This is a genomic window from Pustulibacterium marinum, assembly GCF_900116665.1.
Classification (GTDB): domain Bacteria; phylum Bacteroidota; class Bacteroidia; order Flavobacteriales; family Flavobacteriaceae; genus Pustulibacterium; species Pustulibacterium marinum.
The window spans coordinates 864,285-877,056 of sequence record NZ_FPBK01000001.1; the positions used below are offsets into that span (position 1 = coordinate 864,285).

The 12,772-nt window shown below is 34.3% G+C and carries 15 protein-coding genes; 13 read left to right on the top strand and 2 right to left on the bottom strand.

What is annotated here, in order from left to right; all coding sequences use genetic code 11:
* Nucleotides 1–12 precede the first annotated feature (12 nt).
* The 12 genes from BM383_RS03870 (at nucleotide 13) to bshC (ending at nucleotide 9,845) form a co-directional block, all read left to right on the top strand.
* Nucleotides 13–786 carry a 3'-5' exonuclease gene (locus tag BM383_RS03870; protein ID WP_093023141.1) on the top strand — a complete coding sequence of 258 codons (774 nt, stop codon included), beginning with the start codon at nucleotides 13–15 and terminating at the stop codon, nucleotides 784–786.
* 23 nt (nucleotides 787–809) lie between these two features.
* Nucleotides 810–1,421, top strand: coding sequence for a fumarylacetoacetate hydrolase family protein (locus BM383_RS03875; RefSeq protein ID WP_093023143.1), 612 nt, complete (start codon nucleotides 810–812; stop codon nucleotides 1,419–1,421).
* Between the two features lies 1 nt (nucleotide 1,422).
* Nucleotides 1,423–1,755, top strand: a complete 333-nt coding sequence (locus tag BM383_RS03880) for an Hpt domain-containing protein (protein WP_093023145.1) — start codon at nucleotides 1,423–1,425, stop codon at nucleotides 1,753–1,755.
* Nucleotides 1,755–3,008, top strand: coding sequence for a competence/damage-inducible protein A (locus BM383_RS03885; RefSeq protein WP_093023147.1), 1,254 nt, complete (start codon nucleotides 1,755–1,757; stop codon nucleotides 3,006–3,008). The genes BM383_RS03880 and BM383_RS03885 overlap by 1 nt, the downstream gene beginning before the upstream one ends.
* A 75-nt stretch (nucleotides 3,009–3,083) precedes the next feature.
* Nucleotides 3,084–3,323, top strand: a complete 240-nt coding sequence (rpmB, locus tag BM383_RS03890) for a 50S ribosomal protein L28 (RefSeq protein ID WP_093023149.1) — start codon at nucleotides 3,084–3,086, stop codon at nucleotides 3,321–3,323.
* Nucleotides 3,324–3,337: 14 nt separating this feature from the next.
* The gene (gene rpmG / locus BM383_RS03895; protein ID WP_093023151.1) at nucleotides 3,338–3,520 is read left to right on the top strand and encodes a 50S ribosomal protein L33; all 183 of its coding nucleotides are present in this window, start codon (nucleotides 3,338–3,340) and stop codon (nucleotides 3,518–3,520) included.
* Nucleotides 3,521–3,532: 12 nt separating this feature from the next.
* Nucleotides 3,533–3,688, top strand: coding sequence for a DUF4295 domain-containing protein (locus BM383_RS03900; protein ID WP_093023153.1), 156 nt, complete (start codon nucleotides 3,533–3,535; stop codon nucleotides 3,686–3,688).
* 145 nt (nucleotides 3,689–3,833) lie between these two features.
* Entirely contained in the window at nucleotides 3,834–4,787 is a 954-nt protein-coding gene (gene ftsY, locus BM383_RS03905; RefSeq protein WP_093023155.1) for a signal recognition particle-docking protein FtsY, read from the top strand.
* Nucleotides 4,787–5,065 carry a hypothetical protein gene (locus BM383_RS03910; RefSeq protein ID WP_093023157.1) on the top strand — a complete coding sequence of 93 codons (279 nt, stop codon included), beginning with the start codon at nucleotides 4,787–4,789 and terminating at the stop codon, nucleotides 5,063–5,065. Before ftsY ends, BM383_RS03910 begins: the two co-directional genes overlap by 1 nt.
* A 34-nt stretch (nucleotides 5,066–5,099) precedes the next feature.
* Entirely contained in the window at nucleotides 5,100–6,734 is a 1,635-nt protein-coding gene (locus BM383_RS03915) for an ABC-F family ATP-binding cassette domain-containing protein (RefSeq protein WP_093023159.1), read from the top strand.
* 69 nt (nucleotides 6,735–6,803) lie between these two features.
* On the top strand, nucleotides 6,804–8,111 hold the full coding sequence (gene rimO / locus BM383_RS03920) for a 30S ribosomal protein S12 methylthiotransferase RimO (RefSeq protein WP_093023161.1): 1,308 nt from the start codon (nucleotides 6,804–6,806) through the stop codon (nucleotides 8,109–8,111).
* 144 nt (nucleotides 8,112–8,255) lie between these two features.
* On the top strand, nucleotides 8,256–9,845 hold the full coding sequence (gene bshC / locus BM383_RS03925; RefSeq protein ID WP_093023162.1) for a bacillithiol biosynthesis cysteine-adding enzyme BshC: 1,590 nt from the start codon (nucleotides 8,256–8,258) through the stop codon (nucleotides 9,843–9,845).
* On the opposite strand, the gene BM383_RS03930 is transcribed toward bshC, so the two are convergent.
* Together BM383_RS03930 and BM383_RS03935 are read right to left on the bottom strand one after the other, a co-directional pair.
* Entirely contained in the window at nucleotides 9,846–10,565 is a 720-nt protein-coding gene (locus BM383_RS03930) for an NUDIX hydrolase (protein WP_093023164.1), read from the bottom strand. It abuts the gene before it with no gap.
* 143 nt (nucleotides 10,566–10,708) lie between these two features.
* Nucleotides 10,709–11,254: a pyridoxamine 5'-phosphate oxidase family protein gene (locus tag BM383_RS03935; protein WP_093023166.1), complete on the bottom strand. Its 546-nt coding sequence runs from the start codon at nucleotides 11,252–11,254 to the stop codon at nucleotides 10,709–10,711.
* Nucleotides 11,255–11,362: 108 nt separating this feature from the next.
* On the opposite strand from BM383_RS03935, the gene BM383_RS03940 reads away from it, so the two are divergent.
* Nucleotides 11,363–12,742 carry a pyridoxal phosphate-dependent decarboxylase family protein gene (locus BM383_RS03940; RefSeq protein ID WP_093023168.1) on the top strand — a complete coding sequence of 460 codons (1,380 nt, stop codon included), beginning with the start codon at nucleotides 11,363–11,365 and terminating at the stop codon, nucleotides 12,740–12,742.
* The last annotated feature ends 30 nt before the right edge of the window (nucleotides 12,743–12,772 follow it).

Here is a 12,772-nt window from a genome sequence, read left to right on the forward strand (position 1 = left end):
ATCGTACATAAAATGGAATTAAACCTGTCTAAGCCTATTTGTTTTTTTGATCTGGAAACAACCGGAACAGATATAACAAAAGACAGAATCGTAGAGATATCTATTCTTAAAGTATTTCCAAATGGAAATAAAGAAAGTAAAACTTGGTTGGTAAATCCAGAAATGAAAATTCCAGATCAAGTAATTGCTGTGCATGGAATTAGTAATGAGAAAGTAGCCAATGAACCTACTTTTAAAGAGTTAGCTAAGCAAGTGTATAGTATGATCAAGGATTGTGATCTTGGTGGGTATAACTCTGATAGATTTGATATTCCATTATTGGCGGAAGAAATGTTGCGCGCAGAAGTAGATTTTGATATGAAAAATACAGTTGCGGTAGATGTGCAAACCATATTTCATAAAATGGAACAAAGAACCCTTTCTGCAGCATATAAATTTTACTGCGGAAAGAGTTTAGAAGATGCGCATAGTGCAGCTGCAGATACCAATGCAACGTACGAAGTATTAAAATCGCAGCTTGATAGGTATGATGAACTAGAGAATAATATCAAGTCATTATCAGCCTTTACAAAAAGAAGAAATACAGCAGATTTTGCAGGTTTTATAGCGTTTAATAAAGACGGCGAAGAAGTTTTTACTTTCGGAAAACATAAAGGGAAAAAAGTAGATGATATTTTAGATACTGAACCTGGCTACTTTGGTTGGGTAATGAATGCTGATTTTCCGCTGTACACAAAGAAAGTATTAACAGGGATAAAACTTCGTAAATTGAGTACCAAACTATAAGTTGATTTTAAAGACTTTCAAGAATGAAAATTATTTGTGTAGGGCGTAATTATACAGATCATATTAAGGAGTTGGCAAATGAAAAACCAACAGATCCGGTTATTTTCATGAAACCCGATAGCGCTGTGTTACCAAACCAACAACCATTTTACATTCCAGAGTTTTCAGATGATGTGCATTATGAAGTGGAAGTTTTGGTGAAAATTAAAAAGGTAGGAAAACATATTAGCGAGAAATTTGCGCACAAATATTATGATGAAATAGGTCTTGGAATCGATTTTACAGCAAGAGATCTTCAATCAAAATTAAAAGATAAAGGATTACCATGGGAAAAGGCCAAAGGCTTTGATGGTTCTGCCGTAGTTGGTAAGTTTTTTTCAAAAGAAGAATTCAACGATGTGAATGCTATAGCATTTTCATTGGAAAAAAATGGAGAAAAAGTCCAAGATGGACATACGAGCTTAATGCTTTGGAAGATTGATGAAATAATAGCGTATATTTCACAATATTTCATGTTGAAAAAAGGAGATCTTATATTTACAGGAACTCCTGCAGGTGTTGGTCGTGTTGCTACAGATGATGTTCTGGTGGGAGTGATAAATAATAAAGAAGCATTTAAAATTTCAGTTAAATAGCATGTATAATTTAGTAAAATTAGAAGAACTCTCGGGAGGTGATAGTGATTTTATTGTCTCGGTTATTACTTTGTTTATAGAGGAAGTTCCAGAAGATATTCTTCAAATATCAAAAGGTATTGATGAGAAAGATTTTACCAAAATCTATCAACATGCTCATAAAATAAAACCAAATGTAGATTTGGTAGGTTTAGATTTGGCATTTCAAAAAATTCTGGAAATTGAACAAAGTGCTAAATCAGAAAATATGCCAGAGGTTCTTGAAAAGTATGCGATTATAAAATCTGAAGTTGAGGATGCAGTAGAAGCTTTAAAAAAAGATTTTAAATTATAATGGTACAGGCAGAAATCATTACAATTGGTGATGAAATTCTTATAGGTCAAATAGTAGATACCAATTCAGCTTATATAGGAAAGGCTCTTAATAAAATAGGAGTAAATGTGTATCAAATTTCTTCTGTTCAAGATGATGAACAACATATTTTAAATGCACTTTCTGAAGCTACTTCTCGAGTAGATATTGTGATTATTACTGGTGGTTTGGGACCAACGAAGGATGATATTACCAAACATACGATATGTAAATTCTTTGGTGATACTTTGGTTCAAAACAAAGCTGTATTAGCTCATGTTGAAGAATTATTTGCAAAACATATTAAAAGTACACCTATTTCAGATTTGAATAGAGCGCAAGCTATGGTTCCTTCCTCCTGTGAAGTGCTCATGAATAATTATGGCACTGCTCCTGGGATGTGGTTGGAAAAAAATGGAAAGGTCTATATTTCCATGCCTGGAGTTCCGTTTGAGATGAAGGCTTTGATGGAGGAAACTGTACTTTCTAAAATTCAGCAAAAATTCAAACGCCCTTTTATACTTCATAAAACAATTTTAACTGCTGGCTTGGGCGAAAGTGCTGTGGCTAATAGATTATCAGATTTTGAAGAGAAATTACCTGAGTTTATTAAACTTGCATATCTACCAAATTTTGGAAGAGTACGTTTAAGATTAACAGCTAAGGGCTCTGATGAAGATCTTTTGAAAGATGAAATAAAGACTCAGACATCCCATCTTTATGAATTGTTGAGTGATATTATATATGGAGAGGAAGATCAAGGAGACACAGAAGTTATAGTTGGAAATTTACTTAAGAATAAAAAATATACATTAGCTACTGCAGAAAGTTGTACGGGAGGTAAAATAGCAGAAACCATTACTTCAGTTCCGGGTGCTTCAGCTTATTTTAAAGGAAGTATCGTAAGTTATGCAACTGAAACAAAGTTGGAAATCCTTAAAGTTCCTTCTACTATTATTGATAAATACTCTGTAGTAAGTGCTGAGGTTGCAGAAAGTATGGCTTTAAATGTTCAGAAATTATTAAAAACTGACTTTGCTGTGGCAACAACAGGCAATGCTGGCCCGTCAAAAGGAGATTCTGATGCAGAAGTAGGAACGGTTTATGTTGCTTTGGCACATCCAAAAGGAGTTTTTTCTAAAAAATGTAATTTTGGTAAAAGCCGTGAAAGAGTGATAAATAGGGCGGTTATAGAGGCTTTAGAAATGTTGAGAAAAGAAATTTTAAAAAATTAATAAACGGGTTTGGCTATTAGATAAAAAAATAGTTACTTTGCACCCTGTTTTAAATAACGCATAAAGAATAAGAAGATGTCAAGAGTTTGTGAACTAACTGGTAAGAAAGCAATGGTGGGAAATAATGTTTCTCACGCAATGAACAAGACAAAGCGTAAATTCGACGCTAACTTGATTAAGAAACGTTTCTACATTCCTGAAGAGGATAAGTGGGTAACTTTAAAAGTTTCTACAGCAGCATTGAAAACTATCAACAAAAAAGGTATTTCAGCTGTAATCAAAGAGGCTAACGCAAAAGGTTTCTTAACTAAATAAAAAATTTTAGAAAGATGGCAAAGAAAGGTAATAGAATTCAGGTAATCTTAGAGTGTACAGAGCATAAAGAAACTGGTATGCCAGGTACATCACGTTATATCACAACTAAGAACAAAAAAAATACTCCAGATAGATTAGAGATTAAAAAATTTAATCCGATCTTAAAGAGAATGACTGTTCATAAAGAAATCAAATAATTTAAGTAAGTCATGGCAAAGAAAACGGTAGCAACTTTACAAACAAGTTCAAAGAGATTAACCAAAGCTATGAAAATGGTTAAGTCTCCAAAGACAGGAGCATATACTTTTGTGGAATCTGTAATGACTCCAGAAGAGGTTAACGACTGGTTAGCAAAACAAAAATAACAGTTCACAACGTTATATATTATAAGCTACTTTCTTTCGAGAGTAGCTTTTTTTATATTTATATGTATTTTTGATTTAGCTTTGTGCCAATAGTTTTTTTATTAATTATAAATCTGCCCCGAAGCAGAAATTTATTTTAAGTTACATGAGCCTATTTAAACGCATATTTTCTTCGGAAAAGAAAGAAACTTTAGATAAAGGATTAGAGAAATCTAAAGACACTTTTTTCTCAAAACTTTCTAAAGCCGTAGCAGGAAAATCTAAAGTAGATGATGATGTCTTGGATAATCTAGAAGAGGTTTTAGTTACAAGTGATGTTGGAGTAAATACCACTTTAAAGGTTATTGAACGTATAGAGGCGCGTGTTGCAAAAGATAAATATGTTGGCACTGCAGAGTTAAATCAAATCCTAAGAGAAGAAATTGCTGGGCTTCTTTCAGAAACCAATTCAGGAAACGAAACCGAATTTTCTGTTCCAACAGACAAAAAACCATACGTTTTAATGGTGGTTGGTGTAAATGGTGTTGGTAAAACTACAACCATTGGTAAGCTAGCCTATCAATTTAAAAAACAAGGTAAAAAAGTGGTTTTAGGTGCTGCAGATACTTTTAGAGCAGCAGCAATAGACCAACTTCAAATTTGGGCAGACCGTGTAGATGTACCTATTGTAAAGCAGAGTATGGGATCTGATCCTGCTTCTGTAGCGTTTGATACATTAAAATCGGCTGTTACACAAGATGCTGATGTGGTCATTATAGATACTGCAGGTCGTTTACATAACAAAGTGAATTTGATGAATGAGCTTTCAAAAGTAAAGCGTGTCATGCAGAAAGTTGTAGGCGATGCTCCGCATGATGTAATGTTGGTGTTAGATGGTTCTACTGGTCAAAATGCTTTTGAACAAGCAAAGCAATTTACCAAAGCAACAGAAGTTACGTCTTTAGCTGTTACCAAATTAGACGGTACTGCAAAAGGTGGTGTTGTAATTGGTATTTCAGATCAGTTTCAAATTCCTGTAAAATATATTGGAGTAGGTGAAGGTATCGATGATCTTCAGGTATTCAATAAATTTGAATTTGTAGACTCGTTCTTTAAGTAATGGAAAGAACTAGTCTGTTAAAAACTGCCCATCGAATTGTAGTGATTTATTGCTTGGTTTTTCCACTTATAAAACTCATCGCTATTTTTAAAGGAAGCTGGGTGTATGCCAATCTTATTATTATGATTGCAATGTTGATTGTAGGTGGAATTGGTGCTTTACTTCTCAAAAAAAATAGATACACTTGGGTATATACCATTTTTGGAATAATTTTTATTTCTGCATTACGATGTTACGAATTAGATCTTATGGCATATCTACATAAGGTGCTTGGCTAATATCATTATTTCTTCATTTTAAAATATTTCTCTCATGATTACAGTAGATGCTGTTAAGGTTGAATTTGGTGGAACAACATTATTTTCAGATGTCTCTTTTGCTATCAACGAAAATGATAAAATAGCCCTTATGGGGAAAAATGGTGCCGGAAAATCTACTTTGATGAAGATTATTGCAGGAATCAATAAGCCAACTTCAGGGAATGTTTCAGTTCCTAAAGAACGAAAAGTGGCTTATTTACCGCAGCATTTATTAACCGAAGATTCGGCTACTGTTTTTGAAGAAACTTCAAAAGCCTTCGAAGGTATTTTCAAAATGAAAGCTGAAATAGATGCCATCAATGAAGAGCTTACGGTAAGAACTGATTACGAGAGTGACGCGTATATGAAACTGATTGAAAAGGTTTCAGAATTAAGCGAGCAGTTCTATGCTGTTGAAGAAATAAATTACGAGGCTGAGGTTGAAAAAATTCTTATCGGATTAGGGTTTTTACGTTCAGATTTTAATAGATCAACGTCTGAATTTAGTGGAGGTTGGCGTATGCGTATTGAGTTGGCAAAATTGTTATTACAGAAACCAGATTTAATTCTGCTAGATGAGCCAACAAACCACATGGATATTGAATCTATTCAGTGGTTAGAAGATTTTTTGATCAATTCAGCCAATGCGGTAATGGTCATTTCTCACGACCGTGCCTTTGTAGATAATATTACCACGCGAACCATAGAAGTTACTATGGGACGTATTTATGATTACAAAGCTAAATATTCAGATTATTTAGAGTTACGAAAAGATCGTAGAGCACATCAACAGAAAGCTTATGACGAGCAACAAAAAATGATTGCAGAAACCAGAGAGTTTATCGATCGTTTTAAAGGAACTTATTCTAAAACTTTACAAGTACAATCACGTGTGAAGATGTTAGAAAAGTTAGATATTATTCAGGTTGATGAAGTGGATACTTCTGCATTAAGTTTACGTTTTCCACCATCGCCACGATCTGGTCAATATCCGGTTACAGTAACTGAATTGTCTAAAAGTTATGATGAACATGTAGTCTTCAAAAATGCTAATTTAGTTGTAGAGCGTGGAGAAAAAGTAGCTTTTGTAGGTAGAAACGGAGAAGGAAAGTCTACTATGGTGAAAGCTATTATGGGTGAAATTGATTTTGAAGGTGGCTTACAACTTGGGCATAATGTGCAAATAGGATATTTTGCGCAAAATCAAGCTGCTTTGTTAGATGAATCACTATCTGTTTTTGAAACGATTGATGCTATTGCAGAAGGTGATATCCGAACTAAAATCAAAGATATTTTGGGGGCTTTTATGTTTGGTGGCGACGATGTGACTAAGAAAGTGAAAGTACTTTCTGGTGGTGAAAAAACGCGTTTGGCAATGATTAAACTGTTGTTAGAACCTGTGAATTTGCTAATTCTTGATGAGCCTACCAATCACTTAGATATGAAAACCAAAGACATCATCAAAGATGCGCTGAAAGCTTTTGACGGAACTTTGATTTTGGTATCGCACGATCGTGATTTCTTAGACGGATTGGCAACTAAAGTGTTTGAGTTTGGTAACAAACGTGTAAAAGAACATTTCGAAGATATTTCTGGATTCCTCGAAATGAAAAAAATGGAAAATCTACGCGATATAGAGCGTAAGTAAAATAAAAGTGTGAGTACTGTTATCCAAAATTAAAATTGTACTTTTGCACTCCAAATTCGGTAAAACTGTATGAGAACCAAAACGTTAAAGAAGAATAAGATCAATGTAGTAACCTTAGGTTGTTCTAAAAATGTATACGATAGTGAAGTATTAATGGGACAACTAAAGGCGAGTGGAAAAGACGTAGCATATGAAGAGGAAGGCAATATTGTGGTCATCAACACCTGTGGATTCATCAATAATGCCAAGGAAGAAAGTGTAAATACCATTTTGGATTACGTTCAGCGTAAAGAAGAAGGTTCAGTAGATAAAGTATTTGTTACCGGATGTTTGAGTGAGCGTTACAAACCGGATTTAGAGAAAGAAATTCCAGATGTAGATCAATATTTTGGAACATCTGATTTACCTATATTATTAAAAGCCTTAGGAGCAGATTATCGCCATGAATTAATTGGTGAGCGATTGACTACAACTCCTAAAAACTATGCGTATTTAAAGATTGCAGAAGGTTGTGACAGACCTTGTAGTTTTTGTGCAATTCCATTAATGCGTGGGAAACATAAAAGTACACCGATTGAAGATTTGGTAACCGAAGCCAAAAAACTTGCTGAAAAAGGGGTGCAGGAATTGATTTTAATTGCGCAAGATTTAACCTATTACGGACTAGATCTTTACAAAAAACGCAATCTTGCTGAATTACTAAAAGAATTGGTAAAAGTAGAAGGTATTGAATGGATTCGTTTGCATTATGCATTTCCAACAGGTTTCCCAATGGATGTGTTGGAAGTAATGAACAACGAACCTAAAGTTTGTAATTATTTAGATATTCCGCTTCAGCATATTTCAGACAGTATTTTGAAAAGTATGCGTCGCGGAACTACACAAGCTAAAACTACCAGGCTGTTAAAAGAATTCCGTGCGGCTGTTCCAAACATGACAATCAGAACCACTTTAATTGTTGGATATCCGGGTGAAACTGAAGAAGATTTTCAAACATTGAAAGATTGGGTTCAGGAAATGCGTTTTGAGCGTTTAGGTTGTTTTACCTATTCTCACGAAGAAAATACGCATGCGTACAATTTGGAGGATAATGTTCCGGAAGAAGTAAAACAAGCTAGAGCAACTGAAATTATGGATATTCAATCGCAAATTTCTTGGGAATTAAACCAAGAGAAGATTGGTGAAACTTTCCGTTGTATGATTGACCGTAAAGAAGGAAATTACTTTGTAGGTAGAACCGAATTTGATAGCCCGGATGTAGATAACGAAGTGTTGATCGATGCAACTCAGTTCTATTTAAAAACAGGAGAATTTGTAGATATCAAAATCATAGATGCTGCAGATTTCGATTTATATGGAGAACCGGTTAAGCAATAAAGGCTATCGGTTTTTCATGATTGAAGTTTGAATTTGGAGAACTAAATCCAAGATCTTCGTTATTTAGATATTAACTAAAATTTAGGATTTTAACAGTCTTATCAACGTATCTTTGCGTTTTCATACGACAGACTAGACTAACTTATGGCTGAATGTATTTCTTATAGAAAAACAAATTACTTTTCTTCTCTTATTGCAGATTATCTAGATCAAAAGGAAACTCTTAAAGATCTTTACAATCATTTCCCAAATGTTGAATCTTTTCAGAAGCAAATAAATGAAAAGTCTTCTTTCCAACAATCACATAGAACTGTTTTAAAGAATGCACTTTTGAAGCAATATGAAAGTTTCAAAATAACAGAGATTTCAGAAAGTAATATTGTTGCGCTAGAAGATCAGAATACTTTCACCATCACTACAGGTCATCAACTTAATTTATTTACAGGGCCGTTATATTTTTTGTATAAGATCGTTTCTACCATCAATTTAACTAAGGAATTGAAAGAATCGTATCCTACGTATAATTTTGTTCCGGTATATTGGATGGCCACTGAAGACCACGATTTTGAGGAAATCAGTTATTTCAACTTTAAAGGGAAGAAGATTCATTGGAATAGAGAAAGTGCTGGTGCTGTAGGTCATTTTTCTACAGATGGATTGGCTGAAGTTTTTGAATTATTCTCTCAAGATTTAGGAATAGGAAAAAATGCCGAAACACTCAGAGAATTATTCACAAATGCGTATTTGAGGCACGATAATTTAACGGATGCTACTCGCTATTTGGTAAACGAATTGTTTGGTACGTACGGATTGGTGATTGTTGATGGCGATGACAAAGCTTTGAAAGAATTGTTTGTTCCGTATGTGAAAGAAGATATTTTTCAAAATACAGCGTTTCAACAAGTTTCAAAATCGGCTGAAAAGTTAGCAGATTTAGGATACAACGTTCAGGTAAATCCTAGAGAAATCAATATGTTTTACCTTACCGAAAACGGAAGAGAGCGTATTGTTGAAGTAGAAGGAAATTATGAAGTTTTGGATACTGATGTTTCTTTTTCAAAAGAAGAATTGCTTCGAGAGTTAGAAAATTATCCCGAAAAATTCAGTCCAAACGTAATTATGCGTCCATTGTATCAAGAGGTGATTTTACCTAATCTTTGTTACATTGGCGGCGGTGGCGAGTTGGCGTATTGGTTAGAATTGAAATCTAATTTTGATGTGGTAAATATTCCGTTTCCTATGTTGTTATTACGTAATTCAGCGTTATTAGTTACGGCAAAACAAGCCCAAAAATTAAAGAAATTAAACATTTCGTATCCCGATTTGTTTTTGAAACGTGATAGTTTTATTAATAAAAAGGTTAGAGAGATTTCAAATATAGATATCGATTTTTCGCATCAGAAAAAACATTTGGAATCACAATTTAAGGAGTTGTATAATTTAGCTGAGCAGACAGACCCATCTTTTATTGGTGCCGTAAAAGCTCAAGAAATTAAGCAGCTTAAGGGGTTAGAAAATTTAGAAAAACGATTGTTGAAAGCTCAAAAAAGAAAGTTATCTGACCACGTACTTAGAATTACTGATTTACAAAATGAACTATTCCCAAATCAATCATTACAAGAAAGAAATCTAAATTTTTCAGAAATGTTTTTGATGTACGGAGACGAGTTGATTCCTATGTTGTTGGAAAATTTAAAACCATTGAAAGGCGAATTTCTTGTTTTAGAAAAATAACTATACCTCAAAAATAAAGCCTTTTCGAGTAAGCATTTCGTACCTGTCATGGTCAAACTGATACAGTTTGGCAGCTCTGTGCGAAACATTCATCTCTTTTTCTTCAAGAGCGATAAGCAACTTCATTTTTAGAATTTTTCGTCTAAAATTTGGTTTGTCAAGTTGAATGCCTAATACTTCTTGATACAATTGCATTAGTTGTAAAAGTGTAAATTTCTCAGGAAGTAAATTAAATCCTATTGGCGCTCTTTTAACTTTAGCTCGAAGATGTTCTAGGCTGAAGTTTAAAATTTCATTGTGGTCATAAATTAAATTTCCAATATCTTTTAGCTTAAACCATTTAGCGTCAGCCGCTGTAAATCCTGCTTTAATATCAAAATCAGATTTCTTTATAAGAGCATAATACCCAATGGTAATTACGCGTCCCAAAGGGAAACGTCCAGGTTCTCCAAAAGCTTTTAATTGCTCTAAGTAAAGATCTTTTATGCCGGTAGTTTCTCTAAGCAAACGTTGAGCTGCTTCATCAATACTTTCTTCTTCTTTAATCCATCCACCTGGTAAAGCCCATTTACCTTTGCTAATACCATTAGCATGCTGAATAAGTAATACTTCTAAATTTCCATTGTCAAAAGTGAAAATGACACAGTCAATAGTAATGGCATTGATCACCGATTTTTCAATGATCTTACCCGATTCTTCGTCTATAAATTGCTTCACCATGAAGTTAGAAATGTTTAGGTAGTAGGTTTAAAATAGATTACAAAAATATAAAAATAGAAAAATATTGCAGTTTTGTTCCTAAAATCATAAAAAAAGCCTTTCCGAAGAAAGACTTTAAAAATGTAAAAAAGATTTGAATTCTTTTATGGAGTTATAAAAACACCTTCCCAACCAAAATTTGTTTTTTCAAAACTTGCTCTAACGTGATTTGGTCGTTTTATTTGTAAAATTTCTATTTTTTCTGGTACAAAATAGAGCATCGCAAAATTCCCTCCATGATCGTTGTACTCAATGTCGTCTGGATGATCAATGATAGTTCCTGGTCCATCACTGGTTATATAATCTATCTTGGAATAATCTGGTATTTTATCCCATTTCTTTTTAAGAGCATCTTTGTCTCTTTCTATTTCAACATACGCAATCATGTTGATTTGAGTAAGCGTTTCAGGATTAAAAAATAATAAGCTTACTTCATTGTGTTCTTTTATATGCCTCATTTTTTTTGAGCGCTTATCAGTATACGCTACTAAAAAATTAGCATCAATTACATCTCTAAGAACCATGGTTCTCTGCCTGATATGTCCATTAAATCCGCAGCTTGCCATAGTGAAATACCTGTAGGGATGATCTTTCTTTTTTACTGCAGAGGACAATTCAGAAAATAAGTTTGTTAGCATCTGTCTTGTCATAATCTGATTTTTAGTTACTTACAATATACGAAAAAGCAATTTAAATAACCAAAAAATACGATAATCGTAAGATTTATAGGTTGTACCTTTGTAAAAAAGGTTTTTAGTATGCACAATATAGATATAGATTTGGTAGAAATGACTTTGGATGTAACCAAGTATGTCATCAATAGAATTACCAAAACTAATCCCGAATTGGGAATGCCAAAGAAAGAAGAGGAACTAAAGCGATTGGTTGGTGAAACTATTACTTCTGAAGGAATAGGCGGAGAAAAGGCTTTTGAGCTTTGGAAAGATGTTTTGGTAAAAAGTACGGTTCCTGTGGATCATCCAAGAAATTTAGCTTTTGTACCAGCTTCCCCAACGCGGTCGGCTATTATGTTTGATTTGGTAACGGCAGCTTCTAGTATTCATGGTGCATTTTGGATGGAAGGAGCTGGAGGTATTTTTGCTGAAAATGAAGCAATGCGATGGCTGGTTTCGTTAACCGGAATGCCAGAGCCAGCTTTTGGAGTTTTTACTAGTGGAGGAACGGCAGCAAATCTTTCGGCAATGGTAACCGCACGAGAATGTTGGAGAGATTTGCATGAGGAGAACAAATCAAAACGTGGTTTGATCATCGCTTCTGTAGGAGCGCATTCTTCTATAAAAGCTATGGCTAAAGTTATTGACGCTGAAATATTATTAGTTCCAAGTGAGGAGCGTTTGACTGGAGAACAGTTGCAAGAAACTATTCAATCTTTATCAGAGACTGATAGAAAGCGATTATTTGCAGTAGTAGCTACAGGAGGGACAACCAATGCCGGAATTATAGATGATCTTAAAGGAATTGCTGATGTATGCGATAAAGAAGGTGAAGATATTTGGTTTCACGTAGATGCTGCTTACGGTGGTGGAGCTTTAGCTGCTGATTCTGTACGCCACTTGTTTGATGGTATTGAAAGAGCAGATAGCATTACTATTGATCCTCATAAATGGTTATTCTCTCCGTATGATTGTGGTGCAGTGATTTACAGAGAACCAGATTTGGCTAAAAATGCGCACGCACAGGAAGGTTCTTATCTAGATATTTTTAAAGATCCGGGAGCGCAAGGATTCAATCCAGCGGATTATCAAATTCAGTTAACGCGACGAGTACGTGGATTACCTTTGTGGTTTTCTTTGGCTATGCACGGAACGGATCGCTATAAACAAGCTATTGAGCGCGGTTTAGAGTTAGCGCAAATTGCTGGAGAATTGATAAAAAATAATAGTGATTTAGAATTGGTGAGAGATCCAAGTTTATCGTGTGTCTTATTCAGAAGGAAAGGATGGACGCCGGATGATTACCGTGATTGGACCTACAAAAATCAACGTGAAGGTTTTGCCTTGGTAACGCCAACCAAGTGGAAGCAAGGAGATACATTTGAAACCGTAGCCCGTTTTTGTTTTATAAATCCAGATACTACAGAGGAAGATATTTCTGCAATCTTGGCTTCAATGAATTAAATTTAATTTATAAATCTTATTTTTGCGCAA

Excerpts from the sequence above, each read along its gene's own strand:
- rpmG (WP_093023151.1), top strand. The coding sequence starts at position 3,338 with ATGGCAAAGAAAGGTAATAGAATTCAGGTAATCTTAGAGTGTACAGAG.
- BM383_RS03930 (WP_093023164.1), bottom strand. The coding sequence starts at position 10,565 with ATGGTGAAGCAATTTATAGACGAAGAATCGGGTAAGATCATTGAAAAA.
- BM383_RS03885 (WP_093023147.1), top strand. The coding sequence starts at position 1,755 with ATGGTACAGGCAGAAATCATTACAATTGGTGATGAAATTCTTATAGGT.
- BM383_RS03875 (WP_093023143.1), top strand. The coding sequence starts at position 810 with ATGAAAATTATTTGTGTAGGGCGTAATTATACAGATCATATTAAGGAG.
- BM383_RS03900 (WP_093023153.1), top strand. The coding sequence starts at position 3,533 with ATGGCAAAGAAAACGGTAGCAACTTTACAAACAAGTTCAAAGAGATTA.
- BM383_RS03940 (WP_093023168.1), top strand. The coding sequence starts at position 11,363 with ATGCACAATATAGATATAGATTTGGTAGAAATGACTTTGGATGTAACC.
- BM383_RS03870 (WP_093023141.1), top strand. The coding sequence starts at position 13 with ATGGAATTAAACCTGTCTAAGCCTATTTGTTTTTTTGATCTGGAAACA.
- bshC (WP_093023162.1), top strand. The coding sequence starts at position 8,256 with ATGGCTGAATGTATTTCTTATAGAAAAACAAATTACTTTTCTTCTCTT.
- BM383_RS03880 (WP_093023145.1), top strand. The coding sequence starts at position 1,423 with ATGTATAATTTAGTAAAATTAGAAGAACTCTCGGGAGGTGATAGTGAT.
- rimO (WP_093023161.1), top strand. The coding sequence starts at position 6,804 with ATGAGAACCAAAACGTTAAAGAAGAATAAGATCAATGTAGTAACCTTA.
- BM383_RS03915 (WP_093023159.1), top strand. The coding sequence starts at position 5,100 with ATGATTACAGTAGATGCTGTTAAGGTTGAATTTGGTGGAACAACATTA.
- ftsY (WP_093023155.1), top strand. The coding sequence starts at position 3,834 with ATGAGCCTATTTAAACGCATATTTTCTTCGGAAAAGAAAGAAACTTTA.
- BM383_RS03935 (WP_093023166.1), bottom strand. The coding sequence starts at position 11,254 with ATGACAAGACAGATGCTAACAAACTTATTTTCTGAATTGTCCTCTGCA.
- rpmB (WP_093023149.1), top strand. The coding sequence starts at position 3,084 with ATGTCAAGAGTTTGTGAACTAACTGGTAAGAAAGCAATGGTGGGAAAT.
- BM383_RS03910 (WP_093023157.1), top strand. The coding sequence starts at position 4,787 with ATGGAAAGAACTAGTCTGTTAAAAACTGCCCATCGAATTGTAGTGATT.